Annotated in this window: 19 protein-coding genes; 7 read left to right on the top strand and 12 right to left on the bottom strand. The window is 70.6% G+C overall.

Annotation, left to right across the window (positions count from 1 at the left end; translation table 11 throughout):
- From FLV34_RS25995 to FLV34_RS25985, 3 genes are all read right to left on the bottom strand, one after another.
- The coding region (locus tag FLV34_RS25995) for a hypothetical protein (RefSeq protein WP_222709626.1) at positions 1 to 306 on the bottom strand (306 nt) is incomplete at its 3' end.
- A gap of 81 nt (positions 307 to 387) precedes the next feature.
- Entirely contained in the window at positions 388 to 3,123 is a 2,736-nt protein-coding gene (locus FLV34_RS25990) for a M14 family metallopeptidase (RefSeq protein WP_168066043.1), read from the bottom strand.
- A gap of 229 nt (positions 3,124 to 3,352) precedes the next feature.
- The gene (locus FLV34_RS25985) at positions 3,353 to 4,012 is read right to left on the bottom strand and encodes an SDR family oxidoreductase (RefSeq protein WP_142648595.1); all 660 of its coding nucleotides are present in this window, start codon (positions 4,010 to 4,012) and stop codon (positions 3,353 to 3,355) included.
- Positions 4,013 to 4,160: 148 nt separating this feature from the next.
- Between FLV34_RS25985 and FLV34_RS25980 the strand changes: the two genes are divergently transcribed.
- Both FLV34_RS25980 and FLV34_RS25975 read left to right on the top strand, forming a co-directional pair.
- Positions 4,161 to 4,928: a DUF4239 domain-containing protein gene (locus FLV34_RS25980; protein ID WP_147944329.1), complete on the top strand. Its 768-nt coding sequence runs from the start codon at positions 4,161 to 4,163 to the stop codon at positions 4,926 to 4,928.
- A 1-nt stretch (position 4,929) separates the two neighbouring features.
- Positions 4,930 to 5,559, top strand: coding sequence for a hypothetical protein (locus tag FLV34_RS25975; protein ID WP_147944328.1), 630 nt, complete (start codon positions 4,930 to 4,932; stop codon positions 5,557 to 5,559).
- Positions 5,560 to 5,642: 83 nt separating this feature from the next.
- On the opposite strand, the gene FLV34_RS42670 is transcribed toward FLV34_RS25975, so the two are convergent.
- The 5 genes from FLV34_RS42670 to FLV34_RS25950 form a co-directional block, all read right to left on the bottom strand.
- A complete protein-coding gene (locus FLV34_RS42670) occupies positions 5,643 to 9,446 on the bottom strand; it encodes a DUF87 domain-containing protein (RefSeq protein WP_261985906.1) in 3,804 nt (1,267 codons plus the stop codon).
- A complete protein-coding gene (locus FLV34_RS25965; RefSeq protein WP_147944327.1) occupies positions 9,443 to 10,318 on the bottom strand; it encodes a hypothetical protein in 876 nt (291 codons plus the stop codon). Before FLV34_RS25965 ends, FLV34_RS42670 begins: the two co-directional genes overlap by 4 nt.
- Positions 10,311 to 11,561, bottom strand: a complete 1,251-nt coding sequence (locus FLV34_RS25960; RefSeq protein WP_147944326.1) for an endonuclease domain-containing protein — start codon at positions 11,559 to 11,561, stop codon at positions 10,311 to 10,313. The genes FLV34_RS25965 and FLV34_RS25960 overlap by 8 nt, the downstream gene beginning before the upstream one ends.
- 283 nt (positions 11,562 to 11,844) lie before the next feature.
- Positions 11,845 to 11,976, bottom strand: coding sequence for a hypothetical protein (locus tag FLV34_RS42665; RefSeq protein ID WP_261985905.1), 132 nt, complete (start codon positions 11,974 to 11,976; stop codon positions 11,845 to 11,847).
- A 180-nt stretch (positions 11,977 to 12,156) separates the two neighbouring features.
- Positions 12,157 to 12,912, bottom strand: coding sequence for a DUF998 domain-containing protein (locus FLV34_RS25950; protein ID WP_142648600.1), 756 nt, complete (start codon positions 12,910 to 12,912; stop codon positions 12,157 to 12,159).
- A 174-nt stretch (positions 12,913 to 13,086) separates the two neighbouring features.
- On the opposite strand from FLV34_RS25950, the gene FLV34_RS25945 reads away from it, so the two are divergent.
- A complete protein-coding gene (locus tag FLV34_RS25945; RefSeq protein WP_142648601.1) occupies positions 13,087 to 13,692 on the top strand; it encodes a TetR/AcrR family transcriptional regulator in 606 nt (201 codons plus the stop codon).
- 287 nt (positions 13,693 to 13,979) lie between these two features.
- Here the strand turns inward: FLV34_RS25945 and FLV34_RS25940 are convergent, their stop codons facing one another.
- A complete protein-coding gene (locus FLV34_RS25940; RefSeq protein ID WP_147944325.1) occupies positions 13,980 to 15,749 on the bottom strand; it encodes a bifunctional UDP-sugar hydrolase/5'-nucleotidase in 1,770 nt (589 codons plus the stop codon).
- Between the two features lie 121 nt (positions 15,750 to 15,870).
- Between FLV34_RS25940 and FLV34_RS25935 the strand changes: the two genes are divergently transcribed.
- Positions 15,871 to 16,887: a DNA polymerase ligase N-terminal domain-containing protein gene (locus tag FLV34_RS25935; RefSeq protein ID WP_147944324.1), complete on the top strand. Its 1,017-nt coding sequence runs from the start codon at positions 15,871 to 15,873 to the stop codon at positions 16,885 to 16,887.
- 24 nt (positions 16,888 to 16,911) lie between these two features.
- Positions 16,912 to 17,280 (top strand): hypothetical protein, encoded by a 369-nt coding sequence (locus FLV34_RS25930; protein WP_142648604.1) that lies wholly within the window; start codon positions 16,912 to 16,914, stop codon positions 17,278 to 17,280.
- Positions 17,281 to 17,292: 12 nt separating this feature from the next.
- Here the strand turns inward: FLV34_RS25930 and FLV34_RS25925 are convergent, their stop codons facing one another.
- Complete coding sequence (locus tag FLV34_RS25925) at positions 17,293 to 17,928, bottom strand: sigma-70 family RNA polymerase sigma factor (RefSeq protein WP_147944323.1); 636 nt, start codon at positions 17,926 to 17,928, stop codon at positions 17,293 to 17,295.
- A 71-nt stretch (positions 17,929 to 17,999) separates the two neighbouring features.
- Positions 18,000 to 19,277 carry a site-2 protease family protein gene (locus FLV34_RS25920; protein WP_147944322.1) on the bottom strand — a complete coding sequence of 426 codons (1,278 nt, stop codon included), beginning with the start codon at positions 19,275 to 19,277 and terminating at the stop codon, positions 18,000 to 18,002.
- 246 nt (positions 19,278 to 19,523) lie between these two features.
- On the opposite strand from FLV34_RS25920, the gene FLV34_RS25915 reads away from it, so the two are divergent.
- Complete coding sequence (locus tag FLV34_RS25915; protein WP_142648607.1) at positions 19,524 to 19,985, top strand: ester cyclase; 462 nt, start codon at positions 19,524 to 19,526, stop codon at positions 19,983 to 19,985.
- A 132-nt stretch (positions 19,986 to 20,117) separates the two neighbouring features.
- On the opposite strand, the gene FLV34_RS25910 is transcribed toward FLV34_RS25915, so the two are convergent.
- Positions 20,118 to 22,439 carry a cellulose binding domain-containing protein gene (locus tag FLV34_RS25910; protein WP_147944321.1) on the bottom strand — a complete coding sequence of 774 codons (2,322 nt, stop codon included), beginning with the start codon at positions 22,437 to 22,439 and terminating at the stop codon, positions 20,118 to 20,120.
- 686 nt (positions 22,440 to 23,125) lie between these two features.
- Between FLV34_RS25910 and FLV34_RS25905 the strand changes: the two genes are divergently transcribed.
- The gene (locus FLV34_RS25905) at positions 23,126 to 24,421 is read left to right on the top strand and encodes an NAD(P)/FAD-dependent oxidoreductase (protein ID WP_147944320.1); all 1,296 of its coding nucleotides are present in this window, start codon (positions 23,126 to 23,128) and stop codon (positions 24,419 to 24,421) included.
- The last annotated feature ends 66 nt before the right edge of the window (positions 24,422 to 24,487 follow it).

Genomic DNA, 24,487 nt, shown 5'->3' with positions numbered 1-24,487 from the left:
CGCCCAGTACTCACCGTCGGGGATCTCCTCGGGGGTGCGGGTGTCGGTCACGGTGACCGTCGGCAGGGTGCCGGTGAACTGGCGGGCGGTGGCGTCCGAGCCGTTCTCCTCCAGCGACACCCCCGTGTTGTCGGCCACCGTCATCGACAGCTGGCCGGGGGTGGTGGTCGGCTGGATGTTCACCGACACGTCGATGCCGCCGGTGCCGGCGGGGTCGTCGTCGGCCAGCGCGGGGGTGGCCGCGGCGGCGAGGGCCAGGCCGAGCACGGAGGCGGCGATTATCTGGGTGGTCCTGGTGATTCTCATGCGGATCGCTCCATTTATGGGGGGCGGGGCCGGCCGGATGGGCGGCCGGCCCCGGGTCTGTGCTACAGCGGTGTCAGCGGCTCAGTGGCAGTCGGCCGCGCTGTAGGCGGCGTCGTAGGACGAGGTGACCTGCTTGCCGTCGATCGTGGCGGTCGCCTTCACGGTGACCGTGCCGGCGTCGATGCTCCCGGCCCGGGTGTTGAAGGACTGGTAGGCCTGCTTGCCCGGGGCCACGTCGGCCACCGTCTTGGAACCGTACGGGGTGGTCAGCTCCACCGTCGCCGGCCCGTCACCGGCGTTGACGGCCGTCGCGGCGACGTACGCCGAGCTGCCCGTGCAACGGGACGAGGCGGTCACGGTCAGCGGCACCACCGGCGCCTTGTCGACGGTGACGGTCTCCTTGTTGTAGTTCTTGCCGTTGCCGTCCGGCTTGTAGTTCTTCTCGATGTTGCCCGCGAGGTCCATGGCGAACCAGTGCACCTCTGTCGTCTTGTCGACAGTGATCTTCGCGGCGCCCTCGCGCATGCCCGACGAGGTCAGCTTGGGCGAGCTCAGCGTCGGCCGGCTGCCGTCGAGGGTGTAGTAGACGTTCGCCGGCTCGTCCACGGTGAAGGTGAACGTGGCCGAGGTGTCGGTCCTGTCGGTCACCACGAGCTTCGACTCGGGCTTCTGCTTGTCCTTCTCGTACGCCTGGGCGACTTCGAGGATGCCGATCTGGCCGTTGGAGAACTCCATCGCCTCCTCGTGGCCCTCCTCGAACGGAGGCTGGAAGCCGACCGAGGTGTACCTGTTGGTCGCCGGGTCGTAGACGTCCGCGCCGACCTCGAAGTCCCAGCCGATGATGCCCTTGTTGTACCAGAACTCGTCGGCGCTGTTGCCGGCCGCCGAGTAGAGCACGTCGATCACCGGACCGGTGCGCCCCGGCCAGATGGCCGTGCCGCGCCAGCCCTGCACGGCCGACAGGATGTGGGCGGAGGCGTTCCAGAAGTACTCCTCGGTGCCCAGGTCCGGCCGCGGCAGCGTCTCGCGCCCGGCGCTCTTGTACGCCCCCGGAGGCCACATGAAGTAGCCGCCGTAGGAGTGGGTGTTCATCGCGAACTTGATGTTCGGGTACTGCTCCGTCAGCCAGACCTCGTTGCGGGTCTCCGGCTCCGACAGCTCGGACGGCCCGGAGTAGGTCTCACCGGTGCAGGTGGTCGAACCGCCGACGTAGCCGTCGAAAGCGCTGCCCACCGAGAAGTTGCGGTTGAGGTCGACGCCCCAGGAGTTGCGGCGCGCCGGGTCCGACCCGTCGGCAGCGCAGTAGTTCACCATGTTCTTGCGCTGCATGTTGTAGTCGTACATCGAGTAGTGCGCGCCGTCGGGGTTGATCGTCGGCACGATGAAGATGTCGAGGTTGTTCACCAGCTTCTTGGTGTCCGCGTCGAGCGCGTAGTTGCGCAGCAGCCGCTCGGCGGTCTCCACACAGGTCAGCGGGGTCACCCACTCGCGGGCGTGCTCCTGGCAGTAGAGGAACACCCCGGTCTTCGAGCCGTCCCGGCTCTTGCCGATGCGCAGCGCCTTCATCTGGAACGGCTGGCGCGAGACGGTCGCCGGCGCCTTCAGGCCGTCGGTCAGCTTCGTCGCCGCGGCCGCGGCCACCACGCCGGTGCCCGGGCTGGTGCGATAGAGGGCGGCGGTCAGCAGCGCCGAGGCCGCGGGGTCGCCGTTCAGCGCGGCGACCACCTCGGAGGCCGTGCTGGTGACCGAGCCGGAGGCGTCCGTCGCCAGGTTGACCACGACGTCCTTGCCGTTGACGGTGACCGAGAGCGGGGCCGAGGCGGTGCCGGGGTTCGCCAGCGCGACGCTGACGTCGTTGCCGCCCTCGCTGCCGTACGCCTTGGACGTCACGTAGAACGTGCTCGCCAGCGCGCTCCCCGAGCCGCTGCCGAACTGCGCCTGCGCCTGGCGGCGGTAGCCGTTCGTCTTGTACGGGAGGTCGATGATCTCCGAGATGTTCGGGAACTGCTTGGCCAGCGCCACGATCCGGCCGGTGACCTCGGTGGGGTCCATGTAGTGGTCGACGAAGTCCTGCACGTAGTGCTTGCCCGGCGCCTTGCGCGGCTCGCCCAGCCACTTGGTCACCGGCACGGTGACCGTGCCGCCCCGGCTGCTGGTGATCGTGACCTGGGTGGGGGTCTCCGTGATCGGCAGCGGCGAGTTGAACCGGTGGTACATGTACTGGCCCGCGTCGGTGAAGCGGGACATCGTCGTCGAGCCGCCGGAGTCGGGGGCCGTGCCGGGGCCGCTGTCCCAGGTGGCGGTGAGCACGGTCTGGGCGTCGGTCGCGCTCGTCTTCACTTCCACCGACAGGAAGCGCTGGTTGTCGAGGCTGGTGAACCACTCGGCGCGCAGCGGGGTCAGTGTGTCGGTCTCGGCCGCGTCGGCCGATGCGACGGCGAGAGCCTGCCGCCGTTCTGCCAGGTTCGCGGCGTAGTCGCTCTGGTCGGAGATGGCGTCGCGGACGTCGAAGCCCTGGTCGCGCAGGCTCCGCGCCTCGTCGGGGCTGAGCACGGCGTGCACCTCGATGCCGCCGTCGACGGGCTTGGTGTATTCGGCCAGGTCGACGCCCATGGCGACCAGCTTGTCCACGCCCGCCTGGTCGGCGACGACGACGCGCATGAGCGCTACGCCGTTCTGCGCGGTGCTGGAGGCCCGGTCCGGCGGGACCGGATCCGGGGAAGGATCGGCGAGCGCCGGGAGGGCGTTCAGAGTGATCGCCAGGGGGAGTGCGAGCGCGGCGGCATAGCGACGCGCTCTCCGGGGAGAGCTACTCATCGAGTTCCTCCATCTGGCGTGCCTTCCGGGGAGGGGGGCCGGCCCGGAGTGGATCACGCGAAGTTCGAGGGAAGTCTTCGTCACCCCGCAAAACGCGTCAAGCCGCATGAACCCCACAAATTCGGGATTTTTCCGTAACGAGATGATCTAGTGCCCAATTGGGTATTTAGTACCTCTTGCTATTCGGGGCGGTTTGGGTAACGGTCCTGAAAACGCCGCTGTGCGGTCGTCACATCAGCACGAGCCGTATGGCCTCGTCGATGGGCACGCCTCCGCCGATGAGTTCGAGGACGCGAAGCCGCGTCTCCGGTGTGTCGATCAGTGCGGCGATCACGGCGGCCACGTCGTCGCGCGGCACCGAACCGGGGGGAAGCGGCGGGTCGGCGAGCGTCACCAGGCCGGTGCCAGGCTCGTCGGTGAGCCGCCCGGGCCGCAGGATCGTCCAGTCGAGCGGGCGGGCGCGCAGGTCCTCCTCCGCCGCCGTCTTCGCGGTGATGTAGGCCGCCCAGACCTCGTCGCTCCCCGGTGCGGGCGGCGATCCCGCGCCCATCGAGGAGATCTGGATGAAGCGGGACACCCCGGCCCGTTCGGCCGCGTCGGCGAGCAGCACCGAGGCGCCCTGGTCCACGGTGAACTTGCGCGCGACGCCGCTGCCGGGCCCCGCCCCGGCGGCGAAGACGACGGCTCCCGCCCCCAGCAGGATCTCGGCCACCTTCTCCGGCGTGGTCCGCTCCAGGTCGCACACCACCGCCTCGGCGCCGGCCGCCTCCACGTCCGCGACCTGGTCCGGGTTGCGGATCAGCCCCACGGGCGCGTCGCCCCGCCCGCTCAGCAGGCGCGCCAGCCGAAGGGCGATCTTCCCGTGTCCGCCCGCGATCACCACGCGCATGCGATCACCTCCGCGCCGATCCTGCCATGACCTCTCCCGCCCGGCCGGGCAGGCCGCGCCGTGACTTGCCTGTCTTGGCTGGTCAATGATTACTTCGTGTGATAGTCATGTCACCACAAGTAATCGGCAAAGTGTCTGTGGAGATGTCATGCTCTTGGGCGTACTCGCGGTCGCGGCGGCCGTCGGGCTGGTGGCCGTGGCGGCCCTTCTCTTCCGCGCGCTGGGCCGGGGCACCGACGACCGCGATCCCGGCGGCGCGTCCGCCGGTCACGCCGGGTCGATGCTCTCCTCGCTGTTCCTGCTCGTGTTCGCCATCGCGATCGTCGTGCCGTGGACCTCGGCCGACTCCGCGCGGCAGAACACCTACGCGGAGACCCACGCGCTCGTGGAGGCCTACTGGGCCGCCGCGCCGCTCCCGGCCCCCGACGCCGCCCAGGTGCGCGAGGGGCTCCGCGAGTACGCGAGATACGTCGTCGAGGACGAGTGGCCGCAGATGGCGGCCGGACATCTCGGCAGCGAGGGAACGGCGCGGCTGGAGGCGTTACGCGCCCACGTGACCGAACTGCCGGTCACGACCGACGAGGCGCGCGACGCCAGAGACGCCGTGCTGGAGCGGATGGCGGACATGTCCGCCGCCCGGCGGCAGCGCGCCGCCGACGCGGGTACCGAGCCGCCCCCCGGCGTCATGCTGCTGACGGTGCTCACGGGCGTCCTGGTCATCGTCTTCCCGTTCCTGGCAGGGGCGCGGCCCCGGGGGCTCACGCTCGTGCCGGTGCTGACGATGGCGGTCCTGCTCGGCGTCGGCGTCTATCTCGCGTGGAACATCTCCCACCCCTTCAGCGGCGGCCTGGCGGTGCAGCCCGACGCGTTCGTGAGCGCCCTGCACGAGTTCCAGCGGATCCCCGAGGGCCACTGACATGGGCAGGACGGCGGGCCCGCGCGTGGCCGTCGCGGTCGCGGCCGTTTCCGCCTGCGCCGCGCTGGCCTGTGCCGTGCCGGCCTGCGCCGTGCCGGCCGCGGCGGCTCCCGCCCCGGCGGCCGAGCAGCAGGTGCGGGCCGAGCGGCAGGACACGGGCGCGGGCGGCACGGTGGCCCGGGGGATGGTGCGGGCAGCGGCCGATGTGTCCCTCACGGCACCCGATCCGGACGGACCGGGCCTGCGGGTCGGTGTCTGCCTCGACGTCGACGTGCTCATCGGCCTGCACGCCGAGGTCGGCATCGGACGGCCCGGCTGCACGTCACCCAGGCCCGTGCCGCCGCCCGCGCCCTCCCAGAAGCCTCCGCCACCGGCTCCCGAGAAGCCCGCACCGACGCCCCGGCATGCTCCGCACCGGGTGGTGGCCGTGGCCCGGCCGCCCGTGGCGGCGCCGTCCCCGCGCCCTCGTCCGACGCCGCGGCCCACTCCGTCGCCGTCACCGGTCTACCGTGTGCCGGCCATGCGCGCGATCGCGCCCGTACGGCACCGCAACCCCCTGGGCACGCTCACCGTCGTCATCGTCCTGTCGGTGGCGATCGCCGCCGCCGGTGGCGCCGCTTTCCGGCGATAGACCGCCGGAAGGGGAGCACGGGCGGCGGCAGGAAGGACGGGCGGCGGCAGGGAGCACGGGCAGGGAGCATGGGCGGCGGCGCCCTACCGGTTCGCCCGGGCCACGACCTCCTCGCTCGTCAGGGGGCTGCTCGGGTGGTGGGTCAGGCACAGCGGCGTACGGACCTTCGTGAACGACCCGCCCTCGAACGCCGCGTAGAACTGGCCCGACCGCAGCCGCGCCACGTCGGGGACGTCGCCGCCCTTGGCCCTGGCCAGCTCCCGCGCCGCCGTGATCTGGGCCGGCGCGTTGAGCAGGCCGAAGAACTGGGTGGCGGCGTTGCCCGTGATCCGGTTGTGCAGCCCCTTCGGCGCCTGGGTGGCGAACACCAGCCCCAGGCCGTACTTGCGGGCCTGCGCGGCGAGAGCGAGCGTGCTCTGGGTGCACACGGTCGTCGTACCGGACGGCGCGAACGTCTGGGCCTCGTCCATCACGAACAGCCCGCCGAGCGGCCGGTCTCCGGCGGGATGCCGCTTGATCCAGGAGAACAGCGCCATCTGCAGCTGGTTGACGAAGCCCTGCCGCTGCTGGTCGGAGGCCAGGCCGGTGAGGCTGATCACCGAGACACGGGCCCGCTTGCCCTCCGGCGGCGTCAGCAGGACGCCCGGATCGACGGGCGTCCCGGTCCCCGCGAACAGGGGATCGCTGATCGTCTCCGCCCTCAGGTGCTGGGCCATCTCGGTCGCGAGCCTGGGCGCGCCTTCGAGAGTGCTCACGCCGTCCGGCAGGTCGTCGAGGAGGGCGATCAGGCCGGCGAGGCTCGTGCCGCCGCGCCGTCCGTAGTGGGCGACGGCCTCGCGGAGCACCGCCTGGCCGAGATGCGCCTTGGCCGTCTTGGCCTCCAGCTTCGCCCGGGGCACGAGCGCGGCGAGGGCGGCGTCCACCGCCTCGCCGAACTCGTCAGGGTCGTCGGCGACGCTGCCGAAGTCGGGCAGCGGCTGGAAGCTCAGCGGCCGTCCCGCCTCCTTGCGCGGCGTCCAGATCACCACGTCGGTGTTGGCCAGGTAGTCGTCGGCCCTGGCCGCGTCGCCCTCGCCCCACTCCGCGGGTGGCTCCGGCCACCGGTCGCCCAGCCGCGCGAGGTCGTTGTTCGCGTCGAGGACGATCGCCGAGACCCCCTGAAGGGCGCACTCCTCCACGAGACGGCGGATCAGCACCGTCTTGCCGGAGCCCGATCCGGCGAAGATCGCCGTGTGCTTGCGCAGGGTCTCCAGGTGCACGCGCACCGGCCGGCCGTCCGCGGTCGCCGCCCCGATCGTCAGGTACGGCGACGCCGGGTCCTCATCCGCCGACAGCGGCCTTCGCGGCCGGGGAACCGCTGCCTCCACCACCGGTAGCTCCGAGGCCGGAATCTCCACAGTCGGCATCTCCGGGGCCGGTGCTTCGACCGGTGACGCCTCAGGGGCGGGCAGCGGCGGCCAGACCTGCAGATCGGGAACGGCCGGACCAAGGGTCAGGCCGCCGGAACTCGCGACGCCCGTATCGGAAGGTTCCGGCACATCCCCGGAAGCCGGAGGCGACTCGCCATCGGTGGCCGGCTGCGGTGCGGTCTCCGTAGCCGGGAGCTGCGCTATGCCCGTGACCGGAGACGCCGCGGTGTCCTGTGCGGGCGGCGGCGCGCTGTCGGTGATGGGGGACGGTGCGATGTCCGTGGCCAGGGGCGGGGCGATGCCCGTGGCGGGGGACGCCGCGGTGTCCGGAGCGGGGGACGGCGCGCTGTCGGTGATGGGGGACGGTGCGATGTCCGTGGCCAGGGGCGGGACGATGCCCGTGGCGGGGGACGCCGCGGTGTCCTGTGCGGGCGGCGGCGCGCTGTCGGTGATGGGGGACGGTGCGCTGCCAGTGGCGGGCGACGGCGTGGTGCCGGAGGCCGGGGAGGGCGCTTCGGTCAACGGCAGCGTCGTGAGTCCCGGCACCGCCTCCCGGCGGAGCAGACGCCGTTCGGGGTTGGCGGTGCGCCGGGGGCGGTCCTGCGCCCGGTTCGACCGGGCGGACCTTCCGGTGACGGAGTCGGACACACGCGGAACGGCCGCGTCGCCCAGCGCCTCCGCGAACAGCTTCACCTCGCTCGTCGGCTTACGCGAGACGAGCCACGCCCGGAGGTCCGGCGAGTTCTCCGTCAGCAGGGTGCGAAGCGCCGAGAAGATCCGCAGGTCGTCCTCTTCGACCTGGAGCACCCGGCCGCCCGCCTGCTCGAAGGCGGCCAGGGCCGCCTGGGTGGCCGGTCCCTTGGCCCAGCTCTGGTTCCTGAGCACGAACAGCTTGCGCGCGGGGATCCGCTCGTCGAGCCCGGCCGCCGTGGACGCGGCCTTCAGCCGGTTGAGCGCGGCGGTGTGATGGGACGCCGAGATGGCGCGGAAGCACCAGTGGGCCTCGTTCTCCGTCGCCTCGTCCAGCGTCCGCCGCAGGCGCGCGTGCAGGGGCGGCTTCGTGCTCGGGGGCGGGTCCTGGGTGAACAGGCGCCCGTCCTCGCCCTGCTCGGCGATCCAGGCGGACAGTCCGGCCGACAGCAGCCCCGGCATCACGACGTCCTCGGTGATCGGGTCAAGCGCGTCCACCACGTCCGCACGCTGCCGCAACTCCGCGAACCGCCTGTCGAGCGCGCCGAAGTCGGGCTCCGGCTGCGGCGGCGGAGATACAGGAACGACCCTGACTGGCTGGGAGCCGGTCAGCCGTTCCAGCTCCACGACCTGCCCGCTCGCCAGGCACGACCGGACGTGCTTGTCGATCCGGATGAGCAACTGGCGCGGGGTGTACTGGTGCGCATCCTCGAACGCCTCCGGCTTCAGCGGCCACGTCGGATATGGCGGGGTGAACCCGACCGCGCCGTACTGCGCGCTGAACCGCTTCTCGATCAGCTCGATGCCCGTCCGCGCATCGGGGATGTTGTCGAGCGGCACGGCTTCCCGGAACCGGTCCTGCACCGTGTCGGTGGCTTTCGTGCGGATAAGCTCCCACGTCGCGGGAAGGCAGGAGAGCACGGTCAGCGTGCGGCGGGTCATCTCACGGAGGTTCATCAGGCCGCCCGCGATCTGTTCGATCACCGCTGCCTGCTGCCAGGAGTCCCTGGTGTCTCCCGCCATGGCGACGGACGACTGCGCGATCAGGACGTCGATCTGGTCCACCGCGATGACGGAAGGACCGGTCAGCGCCACCAGGCGGGACAGGTCCCTGACGATCTCCTGCGGAGACTTCACGATCGTGGTGAAACCCCAGCCGGCCCGCTCGCCCGGTTCTCCTTCCGGCGCCGAGGTGAGGTAGGCGTCTCCGACGTCCTGCGCGGACGGGTCGTCGGCCGCGCGCAGGACGAGTGCCCTGGCGACGTCTTGGGCGACGCCGCCGACGTGCCGGTCGTACCGGCGCAGGGCGCGCACGAAGTCGTCCAGGTTCTGCCGGGAGAGCGGCGCCTCACCGGTCAGCGACCGGCGTGCTTCTTCCGGGATCTCGGCCAGCAGGCACAGCCGCCACAGAAGCTCCATGAGCTGGGTCCCCGATCCCGGGATGGGCCGGGAAAGGCTGTCCAGCATGGACAGCAGCACGCTCTCCCAGAAGCTCCTGGCGTCGAGCAGGCTCACCAGGAAGAAATAGCCGTCCTCCTCGTGCACCTTCTGCCGGACCCAGCCGAGCAGGTGCGTCTTGCCGGAGCCGCGCTGTCCCTCGATGACGATGCCGATGGGGCTCGCGTCGGCGCTCTCCTCGGCCTCGATGAACCCGTCGAGGACGGTCTGCGCGGCCTGCCGGTGCAGGGTTCCGACATGGAACGGCAGGGGGCGCCAGACGTCGTCGGGGACCCTGGCGTAGTTGAACCTCAACGCCGACAGGGCGTCCAGTTCCTTGCCGGACATCATGCTCCGATCCAGATGCGGTGCTTGGGCTGGTCACCGATGACGACGGCGGCGTCCCGATCCGCCTGGGTGAGGGTCTTCTGGTTCTCCCAGGGAACGAAACGCACGTCGGGCCGGCGAGTCATCTCCACGAGGGTGGCGTCGACCTTGTCCCTGGGGGCGTCGCCCAGCAGCGGACGCAACTGGGTCAGGCTCACCCAGGTGTTCGGCTTGTCGGCGAGCTGCGCGTACGCCTTGCGGATCAGAGTCTCGATGTCCTCGGACGAGAGTGCGGGCACGCTCGCGGGCGGGGTCTCCACGATCGGCGGTTGCGCGGTGGGCGTCTCGGAGATCGACGTCTCCGTGGTCGGCGTCTCAGCGACTGAGGGCTGGGCGGCCGGCGTCTGTGCGACCGGCGTCTGTGCGACCGGCGGCTGCGGAATCGGTGACTGTGCGATCGGGGGCTGGGCGATCGGGGGCTGTGCGATCGGTTCTGGCGTCGTCTCTGCCTTCGGCGCCTCGTTCACCTCAGTGAGGAGGTCCTCCTGACGGCTGTAGATCTCGGCGAGGCTGTGCTCGCTCCGGACGATGTGCCGCTGGAGGTTGCCGACGAGGGCCTTGACCGCCGCCGCCGCGAAACCGGTGCCCGGCGCGCTGATGCCGTCCCGGGCGAGTTCGGACGCGTGGTGCCAGCCCTTGTCGGTAAGCACGTGGCTGAAGGAGCGCCCCGTCTTCCGGCTGGTGACGAATCCGCCCTCGTTGAGGGTTGTCCGCTCCTTGCCCGTGATGGTGACGCCGTACTTCTCCTTGAGCTCGGGATTGGGCATCTCCCGGTCTTCCGCCATCAGGATCAGCAGGGCGCAGGTCGCGGAGAAGGACAGGGGTTTGTCAGGCATGGGGTGACCCTTCGAACGTTCCATTGCGGCACTGGTGGAGGAAGCGTTCCAACTCGGCGAGCACGGTGCTGAGACGTTTCAGCACCTGCTCGTTGGTGAATCGGCGGACGGCGTAGCCGTCCCGGCGCAGGCGCTCGTCGCGCTGTATGTCGGCGGCGCGGCGGAGCGGGCCGAGGTGCTCGGGACCGTCGATTTCGACCACGCATCGTTCGGCACGCCAGAGCAGGTCGACGCGGATCGGGTTGTTGAGCGGTCCGGAGGCGTGGAGCTGGTTCCACTCGCGGCCCGCCGCCCAGTCGCACGGCGACAGCGCCGCCTCCAACCGTCGCTCGGCGGCACTGCCCGGGTGCGGCAGCCCGGCGAGAGGCGGATAGGTGAGCGCCGGCAGGTCGGACTCCTCGGCGTCGCCCGGCTCGATCCCGTGGATGAGCGCCGCCACATCGTCGGGGATCGGGGCGGCCACGGACTCGATGCGGTCGACGGCGCGCGGGGGTGGTCCGGTGAGCCAGACGCCGAACCCGCCGTGCTGGGCGAGCCATTCGCAGGCTGTGACCAGCACCTCCTCGGCGGCGGGCGGGAGACCGGAGGGAACCCGCACGAGGATCGCGGCCTCCGGCCGCCGGTAGCCCGCGCGGAGCACCCGGGCCAGCCCGGCGGCACGGATCTCGGGCGGGAACGTGCGGGCCCGGCCGGCCGTACGGCCTCCGGACGTCACGCCGCCCGTGAACCTGTCCGTGACTCCTACCGTGACCCGGCCCGTGCCCCCGGCTGTGAACCTGTCCGAGGCGGCCCGCTCGCGCAGGGCGCGTTCGGCCAGGTCGGCGAGGAAGGGCGCGAAGTGCCTGCTGGCCGAGCCCGTACGCAGTGCGAGGGCGCGGACGGCGGGCACGGCCGCGCCGCCGGACCCGGTGATGCCGGCGGCCTCTTGCAGCCAGGCGGGGAACATCGCCAGCGCGGCGTGCTCCAGCTCCCGCAGCACGTCGGCGACCAGGTCCGCGGGGGTCAGGGGCGCGGAGGCGAGGGACGCAGGGGTCAGGGACGTGGGGATCAAAGCCGGGTGGGGGACGTAGGTGACCAGCGCGGGCGCGTCGTCGGGCAGGGGGTCGAGCGCCAGCGCGACGACGTCCGAGTCGCCGTGCAGAGGCGGGTTCAGTCTCGCACGCAGATGCACGTCCGATCGTGCCTGCGGGTACGCGTCCTGGCCGGCGTGCGGGTGCATGTCGTGGTCTGTGTGCGGGTGCACGTCTTGTCCTGCGCGCGCTTGCTCGTCCGATCTCGCGGGCGCATGCACGTCTCGCCCCGCGTGCAGATGCACGACACGGCCCGTGGGTAGCTCCCTCCACGAGCGCGTCACGCCGTCCCCGCCCCTGTTGTTGAAGATCCGACAATCTTGACCCGGCAGAGGTTATCGGGCAGTGACAGGACCGTCCACACAATCGGGAATTTCCGGTTTTGCGCTACGCCGTCTCGGCTCTGACCAGGCGGAGGAACGCCTTGATGCCGGCCAGGACCTCCTGGTTGTCGGGTCAGACGGCTGAGGGAGTCCTCGAACGTCCCGTCCGTCGCGTCGAGCCGCCGACGGTCTCGCCGGAGAAGCAGGTGACGGCCGCGAGCAGGACGGCCGACAGCAGGTGGGCGGCGATGGCCGCCCGGCGCATGCGCACCGCGATGCGGTGGGCCTCCGCCTCGCTGGCGAGACCTCCACCCCACGCTCGCGGCTCACCTGTTCTCGTGGATAAGGGTGGGGCTGGAAGAGGGTGCCTCGGATCCCGAATGTGATCTTGTATCGGGAGATGAGGGCGTAATCGTGCTGGGTCGCGGGCAGTGAACAACCCGGCTCAGCCGGTCGCCGAGGGGCGGCTGTACCCACGCCAGAGGGCGACCCCCGCGCAGATGAGGCCGAGCAGGAACGGATGGACGGCGCCGCGTTCGATGAGGCCGACGAGGACGTTGGCCCCGGAGATGAGGTCGGCGAAGTAGGCCACCATCGAGACCAGGCCGATCGCGCCGACCGTGACCAGCGTCCGCCCGAGTTTCAGGGAGAGCCCGACGCGTCGGTGCATGCTCCCGAGCGCGATGGCCAGGACGTTTCCGCCGACGAAGCCTGCCAGGGCGCCCAAGGCGTGGAAGTCGCCGGTGCCGTCGTTCATCGCCTCGCCGGATCCGGGAAACAGTCCCAGCAGGACGCCGCCGGCGGCCAGCAGCGTCGCGGGCGCGAGCGCTGCCCAGCGGTACCGGCCGTGTAGACCGCGCAGCACGGCCACACCGGCCGGAATCGGGATCCCGAACAGGAAGAAGCCGGTGTTCATCACCCATGCCAGTGGTGAGTACATGTACTGCCCGAACAGCGTCGAGGGCCCGTGGACTCCGAGATTGCTGATGAAGTGGTACGTGTAGCTGTAGGGCGGATCCGTCCATGCCGCGGCGGCGATGAACTCGGCGAGTAAGAAGATCATCGGCCCCGCGATGAGCAAGGCTCCCGCGGTTCGGTGCTGCCAAGGCCGCCACGCGTCGGAGACGAGCGCTTCGGGCTTCGCGTCGTTCGCGGGTTCGTTTCGTTCGAGGCTCGAGAACGAGTCGATGTTGCCGCCCATGGTCATGGTCCTTTCCGGTGTCGGCGCTGGGCGCCGGGGTCGGTGCAGGGGGTCGTGCCGAGGCGGCGCAGCATGGGGATCGCAGCCACCCGATAACTTCACTCGCACACTTACTATATCGAGACTACTTTTACCGTCAATGTAGTTGTAGCTCGGGACTAGTAGGATCTGGTCATGGTTGACGGAACGGCCGTGGGACGGCGGGAACGCAAGAAGGCGGCAACGCGGGCGGCGATCTTGGACGCGGCGATGGCACTCTTTCTCGAGCGCGGCTTCGACGGGGTCAGCGTTCGCGAGATCGCCGACAAGGCGGACGTCTCACCCAAGACGGTCTTCACGCATTTCCCGCAGAAGGAGGCGCTTGTCTTCGGCGACGAGGACGAACGGCATGAGCGCCTCGTGGCCGCGGTCAGTGGCCGGGCGCCGGGGACGACGATCTCCGACGCGCTGAAGGCGCACTACCTCTCCGAGATCGCCGCGATGAGGTCCGGGCCCCAACGCCAGATCCTCACCCTCATGGAAGAGACGCCGGCCCTGATCGATTACGCGGAGAAGATGTGGTTCCGCCATGAGGACGCCCTCGTCGCCGCGATCACCAAGGAGTTCGGGTACACGGAGCCGACCGACGAGATCCGCTTCTACGTCCGTTTCGCTCTGCAGATCCAGCTCAGCGCCACCCACGAGGCGAATCCGGAATCGACCATCGACGCGGGGTTCCGGCTTCTCGATGAAGGCTGGGCGCGCTACCAGGAAGCAAGAGACCAGAGCGCATCCGGGTGAAGACTCGCGAGCTGGTGGCTTCGCCGAGGCGGACGGAGGCCCCGGTCACGAGGGCTCGCCGGGCCCGCAACACTGATCCCGAGCGCTGCGGCGCCCTGAATCCGCAGGTGAGGCGCCGCGGCAGCGAAGCGATGTTGCGGAGACTTTCCGCAGGCGGGCTCGACGAACCGTCGATGCGCGCGTTCCACGATCACCTATGGGGAGTGAAAACGCCCTCCGAGCACGACCGCTCAACGAAGAAGGGGGCGGCCCGGGATGGGCCACCCCCGAATGTCACTCCGTGAAGGTCACTCGGAGAAGACGGGAACCCCGTCGCGGACGAGCTTCCAGTTCGGCTCGGCGAACGAGGCCGGGTCGATGGTGCCGGTCGCGGCGGCGTACTCGATCAGCGCCTGGCGGATCTCCACCTGGGCGTTGTAGACCACCGGGGCGGTCGAGACGTGCGGGAAGCCGCCGCCGCCCGACTGGCGGTAGTTGTTGATGGCCACCACGAACTGCTGGTCGGCGGTGACGGGCTGGCCCTGGTACGCCAGGTTGACGATGCGCTGGCCGACCGGCTTGGAGATGTCGATGTCGTACGTCACGCCGGAGAGCTGGTCGTAGTTGTAGTCGGGCGTGCCGCCGGCGTTGGTGAGCGTGCCGAGGTCGATCGGCGCGCCCGGGGCGACCTGGGCGAAGTACTTCGCCGAATACTCCAGGAAGTCCTTGATCTGGGCACCGGTCAGCTTGATGCCGAGCAGCGTGTTGTCGTAGACGTACAGCCCGGCCATGTCGCGGACGCTGACCGGCCCGGCCGGGAACACGGCGGTGCGGCTGAACGGCGCGGCGATCGACAGCACGGGCAGCGAGGCGTCGGCGGTGCCGGCGATGGCCTTGCTGACGAGGTCGGTCTGGACCTTCTGGATGTAGTCGAGGATCGGCGTGTCCTTGTACGGCGACTCGGCGGCCGACAGCTCCTGGGACGACTGGGCGATGACCTTGTTGACGTAGCCGACGGTCTTGTTGTGCGCCTCCTTCATGAGGGCGACGATCTTCGGGTCCTCGGCCACGGTGTTGGTGTTGAGCGTGGTGGACGACTTGCCGGTCACCGTCCACTTCCCGCGCTGCTTGTCGAGCGTGAAGTCGACGACGCTGAGGCGCTGGCCCCACTTGCTGGGTTCGGTCAGCAGCACCTGCTGCCCGGTGACCTTGTTGGTGACGAAGCGCTGGGGCACCTCGTTGTGCGCGTGGCCGAACAGGACGGCGTCGATGCCCGGCACCTGCTCGGCGACCAGGGCGGCGGCGTTCTCGACGGGCAGCTCCGAGCCGTAGGAAGACATGCCGTCGTCGCCCGAGTGGGCGGTGACCAGCACGACGTCGGCGCCGTGGTCGCGGATGACGGGCACCCACTTCTTGGCGGTCGCGACGAGGTCGAGGAACTTCAGCTTGCCGTCGACGTTCGCCTTGTCCCAGATCGCGACGCCGGGGTTGGTGAGGCCGAGCACGCCCACCTTGATCGGCTTTTCGCCCTTCACCTTCATGGTCTTGATGATGTACGGCTCGTAGGCCGGCTGGCCGGTCGTGGCCGAGACGGCGTTCGCGCCGAGGACGGGCGCCTTCATCTGCTCGACCCAGGCGCCGAGCAGCGGCAGGCCGTAGTTGAACTCGTGGTTGCCCAGGGTCACGGCGTCGTACCCGATGGCGTTCATGGCCTTGGCCATGGGGTGGGTCGCGTGGGTCGAGGTGATCGGCTCGACCTTCGCGTAGTAGTAGTCCAGCGGCGTGCCCTGGAGGATGTCGCCGGAGTCGAACAGCAGGGTGTGGTCGGCGCCGCGGTCGGCCCTGATCTTCGACACCATCGTCGAGATCTTCGCGAGGCCGACGTCGTTGTGCGCGCTGTCGTCGTACTCCGCGTTCTTGTAGTAGTCCCAGTTGAGCGCGTTTCCGTGGATGTCGGAGCTGGCCATGACGGTGATCTTGACCGTGTGGCTCGGGGCCGCTGTGGCGGGGGGGCCGGGCAGGAGGAGACCGAGGGCCACGATCGTGGCGCCGGCGGTCAACCTGATCGCTGAACTCATGCTGGGCGACGATAGCCACCCCCAATCACCAAGTGGTCACGAAGTCCTTAACCGGACATGTCGCTACAAGGTGACACGCTTGTCACCCACAGTGGGTCATGCCGTGGGTAGGACCACGGAGATGGCGGACAAACTCGAGACCTACCGGGCCAAACGCGACGCGACGCGCACCCGCGAGCCGATCCCCGCCGAAGGGCCGCTGCCGCGGGGCGAGGACGACACGTTCGTCATCCAGGAGCACCACGCCCGCTCCCTCCACTGGGACCTGCGCCTGGAGCGGGGCGGGGTGCTGGTCTCCTGGGCCATCCCCAAGGGCCTGCCGCCCGACCCCGCGACCAACCACCTCGCCGTCCACACCGAGGACCACCCGATGGAATATGCCCGGTTCGAGGGCGAGATCCCCCAGGGCGAGTACGGCGGCGGCACGATGACGATCTGGGACCGCGGCCATTACGCGACCGAGAAGTGGAGCGACCGCGAGGTCAAGATCGTGCTGAGCGGCTCTCGGGTCACGGGCCGCTACGTGCTGTTCCGGACCCGGGGACGCAACTGGATGATCCACCGGATGGACCCGCCCGACGGGCAGTGGGAGCCCCCGCCCGCCTCGCTCGCGCCGATGACGCCCGTGACCCGCGCCCGGGTGCCCCGCGACCCCGAGGCGTACGCCTGGGAGTTCTGGTGGGGCGGCACGCGGGCGCCGGCGTACGTGGAGGGCGGCAGGCTCACGCTGCGCGACGCGGGCGGCGCGGACGTCACCGGGGAGCACCGCTGGCTGCGCCCGCTCGCCGAGTCGTTGGGCAGCAGGGCCGTCGTGCTGGACGGCGAGGTCGTCACGATCGCCGGCACCCCCGTCTACGTCGCCTACGACCTGCTCTACGACGACGGCCGGTCGTTGCTCGGCGAGCCGTTCGAGCGCCGCCGTGCGAGCCTGGAGGACCTCGCGGTCGGCGGGCCGCGCTGGCAGACGGCGCCGTCCTGGCCGGGGGAGGCGGGCGCGGGGCGGCGGGCGGCGGCCGAGCAGGGCCTGCCCGGCGTCGTGGGCAAGCGCCTCGACTCCGCGTACGCGCCGGGGGAGGAGTCCCCCGCGTGGGTGCGGCTGCCGGGGAAGGCCCCGGGTAGGGCCGGTGGCGCGGGGTAGGGCGACCAAAGGGGAGGTGGCGAGATGTCCGAGCAGCACCACCCGGTCACCGGCGAGCACAAGTACGAGCAGGAGATCTCCTCTGCCGAGGAGCACGAGGAGCGCCCCGGACGCAGCCTGATCACGACCGACCACGAGGTCATCAGGCGGTGGGCCGGGGAACGGGGCGCCAAGCCCGCCACCGTTCCCGGCAGCGAGCACGAGGGCCGCCCAGGCGTCCTCCGGTTCGACTTTCCGGGATACGGCGGTGAAGACCTGAAGGAGATCTCCTGGGACGAGTGGTTCAGGACGTTCGAGGAGCGCGACCTCAACTTCATCTACCAGGAGCACCGCAAGGACGGCAGCCCGAGCAACTTCTTCCGGCTGGAGAGCCCCGAGCACGCGGACGCCTGAGCTCCTTTCGTTTCAGGGCGTTTCGGCGTCCTGGGCTTTCTGGCCGTCCGGTGCGGCGGCGCTCGCCGACCGGAGCAGACCGAGCTCGGCGGCGTAGTCCTCCAGCTTGGTCCGCAGCTGCCGGCGTCCCCGGTGCAGCCGTGACATGACCGTGCCGATGGGGACGTCGGTGATCTGCGCGATCTCCTTGTAGGCGAAGCCCTCCACGTCGGCGAGGTAGACCGCCATCCGGAAGTCCTCGGGCAGCTCCTGCTGCGCGCGCTTCACCCGCGAGTCGGGCAGCCCCTCCAGAGCCTCCACCTCGGCGGACTTGAGCCCCGACGAGGTGTGCGAGGCCGCCTCGGCGAGCTGCCAGTCCTCGATGTCCTCGGCCGCGGACCGCTGCGGCTGCCGCTGCTGCCTGCGGTAGGTGTTGATGTAGGTGTTGGTCAGGATGCGGTAGAGCCAGGCCCGCAGGTTCGTGCCCTCGCGGAACTGATGGAAGTTGCTGAAGGCCCGCATGTAGACGTCCTGCACCAGGTCTTCGGCGTCGGCGGGGTTGCGCGCGAGCCGTAGGGCGCCGGCGTAGATCTGGTCGATGTACGGCAGCGCGTCCCGCTCGAACCGCAGCCGCCGTCGTTCGGCCGCCGTGTCGTCGACGATCGTCATGTCCCCACCTCCCTGAGAGCCTGCCCTTATCCGTTACGACTGCTCTCGGCTGACGCGGGAGCCGGCGGCGTTCAGGCGGCGTCGCGGCGACCGGATGGCGGGACGGTTCCGCCAGGAGCCGGGCCTCCAGAAGCAGGGCCTCCGGAATCAGGTCCGCCGGGCGTACGGCCCGCGGGCGGCGGCGGGGCGAGGTCGGCGCCGCGCGGCGTCCGGTACGGCTCGCGCGCCCGCAGATCCACCGTCTGGATGATCCGGCTGATGTCGGTGGGTGTGACCAGGCCGATGAGGCGTCCGGCGTCGTCGAGCACCACGGCCCGGCCGTCCGCGTCGCCGCTCATTCGCTGGAGCAGCTCCGTGAGCTGGTCGCCGGGGTGCGCGGTGGGTACGTCCGACGGCGGGCACGCGATGTCGCGCAGCCGGGTGATCGCGCGGTCGTCGGGTGGCACCCGCCGGACGCGGCCCAGGGTCACCAGTCCCGCGAACCGGCCGTCGTCGCCCAGCAGTGGATAGGTGGACAGGTGACGGCGCAGCACGAGCCGGTCGATCAGGCCGGCCACCGTCTCGTCGGGGTGCGCGACGACCGGGTCGCGCGACATCACCTCGCCCACCGTGATGCCGTGCAGCGCGGCGTCGATCTGCGTCTGCTGCTCCTCGGCGGTGGCCGCGTTCACCAGGAACAGGCCGATCAGGGCCAGCCAGAATCCCTGGAGGCCGAGGCCGGAGACGAGGTTGAGGAAGCCGAGCGCGATCAGGACGTAGCCGAAGACCCGGCCCGCCCGGGCGGCGGCCACGGCGGCCCGCATGCGGTCGTGCCAGCGGGCCCACAGGAAGGCGCGCAGCACCCGGCCGCCGTCCAGCGGTGCGGCGGGCACCAGGTTGAACACGGCGAGCAGCACGTTCACCACGGCCAGATAGGCGAACATCCCGCTGATCAGCGGTGGCGCCGCGATGGCCGAGACTCCCCAGGCCACCAGGGCGAACAGGCCGCCGAGCACGACGCTGGTCAGCGGCCCAACCCCGGCGATCTTGAGGTCGGCGCCGGGGGAGCGGGGCTCACCGCGCAGTTCGGCCACCCCGCCGAGCAGCCAGAGCGTGATGCCGTTGACCCCCAGCCCGTGCCGCTTGGCGACGATCGCGTGGGCCACCTCGTGGGCCAGCAGCGAGGCCAGGAAAAGCAGTGCCGACACCACCGCGGCCAGCACGTACGCCGCCGTGGACAGGCCGGGGAAGGCGATGGGGAAACGCCCGAAGGCCAGGCCGACCACCAGGATCACGACGATCACGATGACGCTGATGTTGAGCCCGACCGGGACCCCGCCCACACGGCCGAGACTGATCGATGATCGCATCCCTGCCACCCCCTCGGACCTCTGCTGTGACTGGCCTACCCACAAAGGCACAGGTCACGCGGCGGCCGGGGACCTGGAGACTCTCGACACGCCGCCGCTGGAACCGGTGTAAGAAAACCGCGCAAATGTGTAAAAACTGGGACCCATGTGTGGTGTTCCGGCGGCGTAAGCGTGACAGACTCCTGACTGGCTGCTGGGTAACGTTGTCAGGCAGCGTTGCAAACCGATCGTCAAAGGATTGTCGCCATGTCCGATGCGTGGGAAGTGAAACGCCGGCTGGCCCGAGCGCTGAACGAACACGATCTGGAGGCCTTACTCGACACCTTCAGCCCGGACGCCGTGCTCGTCTCGCCCTTCGGGATCGCGGAGGGACATGAGCAGATCGGGTGGATGTACGAGCAGGTCTTCAAGAGCTTTCCCGATTTCCAGCTGTTGGTGTGGTACGAGGCCACCGGCTGTGACGCGCCCATGATGGTGGAGTGGACGGCCACGGGCACGCACCTCGGGCCGATCCTGCTGCCGAGCGGGCGCGAGCTGGACGGGACCGGTCGCCCGGTCACCTTCCGGGGCACCTGTGCGTCCTTCATCGAGGACGGCAAGATCAAGACCCATCGGGAGTATTTCGACCAGTTGGAGATCTACACCCAGCTCGGTCTGTGCCTCGCGGAGGTCCCGGAAGACTCGGAAAGCTCGGACGCCGCGGGCTGAGCGTTCCGGGTGCGCGGGCGCGGGCGTGGGTTGCGTGCTTTCCGGGTGCGCGGGCGCGGGACGTCGGCCGGTCGGGCAGCGCGGCGGCGGCCGCGGACCTCGCCAGGTTCGCCCGCGGCCGCCGTCGGCGGATCACCTCAGATAGATGTTCGGTCTGGCGGGGGTGGACATGCCGTCGCCGAGGAAGAAGCCCGTGTGCGGCGGCTGGTTGTAGGCGGTGTTCTGCCACGCGATCGCGACCCGGTAGGTCGGGTCGTGCATCAGCGTGTAGATCTGGCGGTTCGTCGTCGCGGTCGTGCTGTAGATCCGCAGAGCGTTGTCGTTGCTCGTCGGCCAGACGACCTCCTCGCGCCAGTCGCCGAACAGGTCGGCCGACAGCGACGGGGTGGACTTGGTGCCGTTGTTGGAGTGCACGCCGGAGGCGGTCAGCAGGCGGGTGTCGCCGCCGGTGCCGTACTTGTCGATGTGGGTGCCGTCGAGCAGCTCACGCACCGGGTCGGCGTCCCACCAGGCGAGGAAGTTCGCCGAGCCCGGCTTGCGGCCGACGTTCTGCCCCCTGGTGTTGAACATGCCGCTGACGCCGGACGACCACGACTCGGCGCCCGGGCTGCCGGACCAGATGTCGTCGGAGACGCCGCGCCCGTTGTCACAGCCGCAGGACTGGCTCCACAGGACCGAGCCGGTGCGGGCGTCGGCCATGAACGCGCCGGGCTTGCTGGTGTCCTCGTCCACCTTGAACACCTCAAGGCCGGCGCGCGACGGGTCGAGGTCGCCGACGTGCATGGCGTCGCCGTGGCCGTTGCGGGTGTTCCACAGCGGCTGGCCGTTGTCGTTGATCGCCATCGCGCCGAAGACGATCTCGTCCTTGCCGTCGGCGTCCACGTCGGCGACGGCGAGGTTGTGGTTGCCCTGGCCGGTGTACTGGCTGCCTGCGGAGTTGGAGTCGAACGTCCACCGCTTGGTGAGCGAGCCGTTGCGGAAGTCCCACGCCGCGATCACCGTACGCGTGTAATAGCCGCGCGACATGATCAGCGACGGGCGGGTGCCGTCGAGATAGGCGGTGGCGGCGAGGAAACGGTCGACCCGGTTGCCGTAGTTGTCGCCCCAGGAGGAGACCGTGCCGCGCGGCGGGTCATAGTCCACCGTGGACATCGCCGCGCCGGTCTGGCCGTTGAACATGGTCAGATACTCGGGCCCGGACAGCACATAGCCGGAGGAGTTGCGGTAGTCGGCGTTCGCGTTGCCGATGACCCTGCCGGTGCCGTCCCTGGTGCCGTCGGCGGTCTTCATCGCCACCTCGGCCCGGCCGTCGCCGTCGTAGTCGTACACCTGGAACTGCGTGTAGTGGGCGCCGGCGCGGATGTTGCGACCGAGGTCGATGCGCCACAGCCGGGTGCCGTTCAGCTTGTACGCGTCGACGAACACGTTGCCGGTGTAGCCGGACTGGGAGTTGTCCTTGGCGTTGGACGGGTCCCACTTCAGCACGAACTCGTACTGTCCGTCGCCGTCGAGGTCGCCCACGCTCGCGTCGTTGGCGCTGTAGGTGTAGGACACCCCGTCGGGTGTGGTGCCGCCGGACGGCCGCTGGATCGGCACATCCAGGTAGTCGCCGCCGGTGAAGCGCAGCGACGACTCCGACGCCGCCTGCTCCGTGCCGTTCACCACGGCCCGCACGGTGTACGTGGCGTCGGCGGCGGCCCCGGAGTCGAAGTAGTTCGTGGAGTTGGTGATCGGCGAGGAGTTCAGCTTCGTCGAGCCTCGATAGACGTTGAACCCGGTGCCGATGCTCTCGGTGCCGAGCAGGCGCCAGGAGACCAGGTTGCCGTTGCCCGACCGCACGCTGATCAGGCCGCGGTCGAGGTCCTCCATCTGCCGCGCGCCCGCCGGGATGCTCGTGGGACTGGGGGACGGGCTGGGGGACGGGCTCGGTGAAGGGCTTGGTGAGGGGCTCGGCGACTGCGTCGGGCTCGCACTGGGGGAAGCACTGGGAGAAGCGCTGGGCGAGGCGCTGGGACTCGGAGAGGGGCTGCTCGTGACCCCGCCGGTGCAGGTCGTGCCGTTGAGTGCGAAGCTCGTGGGCGCGGGGTTGGACGAGTTGTTCCACGAGCCGTTGAAGCCGAACGACGTCGTGCCGCCGGTGGGGATCGAGGCGTTGTAGCCGGCGTCTTTGGCGCTGAACTGCGCGCCGCTCTGGGTGACCGTGGCGTTCCACGCCTGCGTGACGGTCTGGCCCGCCGCGTACGACCAGGTGAGCGTCCAGCCGTTGACGGCGTCGCCGAGGTTGGTGATCGTGACGGCGGCTCCGAATCCGTCCTGCCACTGGCTGGTCACCTGGTAGTCCACCCGGCAGCCCGCCGCCGCGGAGGCGGGCAGGGACGGCAGGACCGCGGTCCCCGCGAGCGCGGCGGCCGAGGCCACGGCGGCGACCAGAGCAGATCTTCGTCGTGTGGTCATCTGGAACTCCATGAGGGGGTGCCGATGGGGGGCGCAGTGCTCCAGCGGCGCTCAGCGGTGCTCGGCCGGTGCTCGGCCGGTGCTCGGCCGGTGCTGGGCCGGTGTCCGGCGGTGTCCGGCGGTGCTGAGCCGGTGTTCAGCGGTGTCCGGCGGTGTTCAGCCGTGAGGGCGCTGGAAGCAGGGGAGTGATCGGGGTTCTCCGATGCGGGACCTCCGGGATCGGACCTGGCCCGGCGGCTGGGTGCGGCGGCTGGCGTGCGACGGGTTGGCGTGCGACGGGTTGGCGTGCGACGGGTTGGGGTGCGACGGGTTGGGGTGCGATGGGTGGGGTGCGATGGGTGGGGTGCGACGGGATGCGCCGGGGTGCGTCATCACAACGCGAAACCGGTGGTGTGGTCAATCAGCCCGGTTCATCGATGTGAACGCAATCATCCGAGGCATCCGGCCCTGGCGATCTGCGGCTGGTCGGAGCCACCGCGGGCGTGTCACCTGCGCATCGACGCCGACCACCGATCATTGAAACTTTCAGTCACGCCGGCTTACGGACTCCTGTGAACGATCACAGATCTGATCTCTCACTCCCGGTTCCGAGCCCGTACGGAGCCGCTGCATCCGCCCCGCCGTTTCCGTTCGAAGTCACTGAAGGGAGCCGTCGCGCGTGCGGCCGCCGGGGAGGAGATCCGCCCATGCCACAGCCCGCCACCGTGATCGTCGTCGGCGCGGGGCTCGCGGGCCTCGCCTGCGCCTGGCACCTGCGTCAGGAGGGGGTGCCGGTCCGCGTGCTGGAGGCGTCCGACGGCGTGGGCGGCCGGATCCGCACCGACCGGCTGGACGGCTTCCGGCTCGACCGTGGGTACCAGGTCTTCAACACCAGCTATCCCGAGGCCCGCCGGGTCCTCGACATCGGCGCGCTGGACCTGCGGCGGTTCACCAACGGAGCGATGATCTTCAAGGACGGCCGGCGCGAACGGGTCGTGCTGCCCTGGCGGCATCCCCGGCACGCGCTCAGCGGCCTGCTCGCCCACGTGGGCACGCCGTTCGACAAGGCGGTGCTCGCCGCGGTGACCGCCCGCGATCTGCTGCTCCCCGACGCCCTCGTACGGCGGCGCGGCGGCGCCGGGCGCACCACCCTGGCCGAGCTGCGGCGCTGGGGCGCGTCTCCCGAGATCGTCGAGAACCTCTTCCGGCCCCTCCTCGCCGGAATCGTGCTGGAACGGGAGCTGGAGACCTCCGGCCGGATCTTCCATCTGCTGTGGCGGTCGTTCGCCCGCGGCAGGATCGGCGTGCCTGCCCTCGGCATGGAACGGATCCCCGCGCAGCTCGCCGCCCGCCTGCCGGACGACGCGATCTCGCTGGAGACGCCGGTGAGCGCCCTGACGGCCGACGGCGTGGCCCTCGCGGGCGGGGGCGAGATCGCCGGCGCGGCCGTGGTGGTGGCGGTGGACCCGCCGGCCGCGGCGCGGCTGGTGCCCGGCCTGCCGGTGCCCGCGATGCGGGCGGTCACGACCTTCTACCACGCCGCCCCCGCCTCGCCGCTCGGCGAGCCCACGCTGGTCGTGGACGTCGAGGGGATCGTCACCGACACGATTGTGATCACCGACGCCGCGCCCGGATATTCCGCGGACGGCCGCGCCCTGATCGCCACCTCGCTCCTCGGCGTCCACGGCGACCGGGACGAGCCCCGGGTGCGCGCCCGGCTCACCGAGATCTACGGTGACACCTCGTCGTGGGAGCACATCGCGACCTACGCGATCGAGGCGGCCCTGCCCGCCATGCCGCCCCCGATGCCGCTGCGCCGCCCTGTGCGTACGGAGGCGGTGGGGCGGGGCGTCCGGCGCTACGTCTGCGGCGACCACCGGGACACCGGTTCCCAGCAGGGCGCGCTGGTCTCCGGACGACGGGCCGCCCAGGCTGTGCTTGAGGACCTGAGCCGGGCGGCGCGGGTGCGGGACCGTCGGGCCACCCCGGCGCGTCAATCCTGAGCCCGTCAGTCCTGAGCCCGTCGGTCCTGAGCCCGTCGGTCCTGAGCCCGTCGGTCCTGAGCCCGT

This window comes from Microbispora sp. CSR-4, assembly GCF_008033685.1.
Classification (GTDB): Bacteria; Actinomycetota; Actinomycetes; order Streptosporangiales; family Streptosporangiaceae; genus Microbispora.
This window is presented reverse-complemented; position numbering and strand designations above follow the sequence as displayed.

What these genes read in the sequence shown, in the direction of transcription:
- FLV34_RS25990 (WP_168066043.1), bottom strand. Translation starts at nt 3,123, where the DNA reads ATGAGTAGCTCTCCCCGGAGAGCGCGTCGCTATGCCGCCGCGCTCGCA.
- FLV34_RS25985 (WP_142648595.1), bottom strand. Translation starts at nt 4,012, where the DNA reads ATGCGCGTGGTGATCGCGGGCGGACACGGGAAGATCGCCCTTCGGCTG.
- FLV34_RS25980 (WP_147944329.1), top strand. Translation starts at nt 4,161, where the DNA reads ATGCTCTTGGGCGTACTCGCGGTCGCGGCGGCCGTCGGGCTGGTGGCC.
- FLV34_RS25975 (WP_147944328.1), top strand. Translation starts at nt 4,930, where the DNA reads ATGGGCAGGACGGCGGGCCCGCGCGTGGCCGTCGCGGTCGCGGCCGTT.
- FLV34_RS42670 (WP_261985906.1), bottom strand. Translation starts at nt 9,446, where the DNA reads ATGATGTCCGGCAAGGAACTGGACGCCCTGTCGGCGTTGAGGTTCAAC.
- FLV34_RS25965 (WP_147944327.1), bottom strand. Translation starts at nt 10,318, where the DNA reads ATGCCTGACAAACCCCTGTCCTTCTCCGCGACCTGCGCCCTGCTGATC.
- FLV34_RS42665 (WP_261985905.1), bottom strand. Translation starts at nt 11,976, where the DNA reads ATGCGCCGGGCGGCCATCGCCGCCCACCTGCTGTCGGCCGTCCTGCTC.
- FLV34_RS25950 (WP_142648600.1), bottom strand. Translation starts at nt 12,912, where the DNA reads ATGGGCGGCAACATCGACTCGTTCTCGAGCCTCGAACGAAACGAACCC.
- FLV34_RS25945 (WP_142648601.1), top strand. Translation starts at nt 13,087, where the DNA reads ATGGTTGACGGAACGGCCGTGGGACGGCGGGAACGCAAGAAGGCGGCA.
- FLV34_RS25940 (WP_147944325.1), bottom strand. Translation starts at nt 15,749, where the DNA reads ATGAGTTCAGCGATCAGGTTGACCGCCGGCGCCACGATCGTGGCCCTC.
- FLV34_RS25935 (WP_147944324.1), top strand. Translation starts at nt 15,871, where the DNA reads ATGGCGGACAAACTCGAGACCTACCGGGCCAAACGCGACGCGACGCGC.
- FLV34_RS25930 (WP_142648604.1), top strand. Translation starts at nt 16,912, where the DNA reads ATGTCCGAGCAGCACCACCCGGTCACCGGCGAGCACAAGTACGAGCAG.
- FLV34_RS25925 (WP_147944323.1), bottom strand. Translation starts at nt 17,928, where the DNA reads ATGACGATCGTCGACGACACGGCGGCCGAACGACGGCGGCTGCGGTTC.
- FLV34_RS25920 (WP_147944322.1), bottom strand. Translation starts at nt 19,277, where the DNA reads ATGCGATCATCGATCAGTCTCGGCCGTGTGGGCGGGGTCCCGGTCGGG.
- FLV34_RS25915 (WP_142648607.1), top strand. Translation starts at nt 19,524, where the DNA reads ATGTCCGATGCGTGGGAAGTGAAACGCCGGCTGGCCCGAGCGCTGAAC.
- FLV34_RS25910 (WP_147944321.1), bottom strand. Translation starts at nt 22,439, where the DNA reads ATGACCACACGACGAAGATCTGCTCTGGTCGCCGCCGTGGCCTCGGCC.
- FLV34_RS25905 (WP_147944320.1), top strand. Translation starts at nt 23,126, where the DNA reads ATGCCACAGCCCGCCACCGTGATCGTCGTCGGCGCGGGGCTCGCGGGC.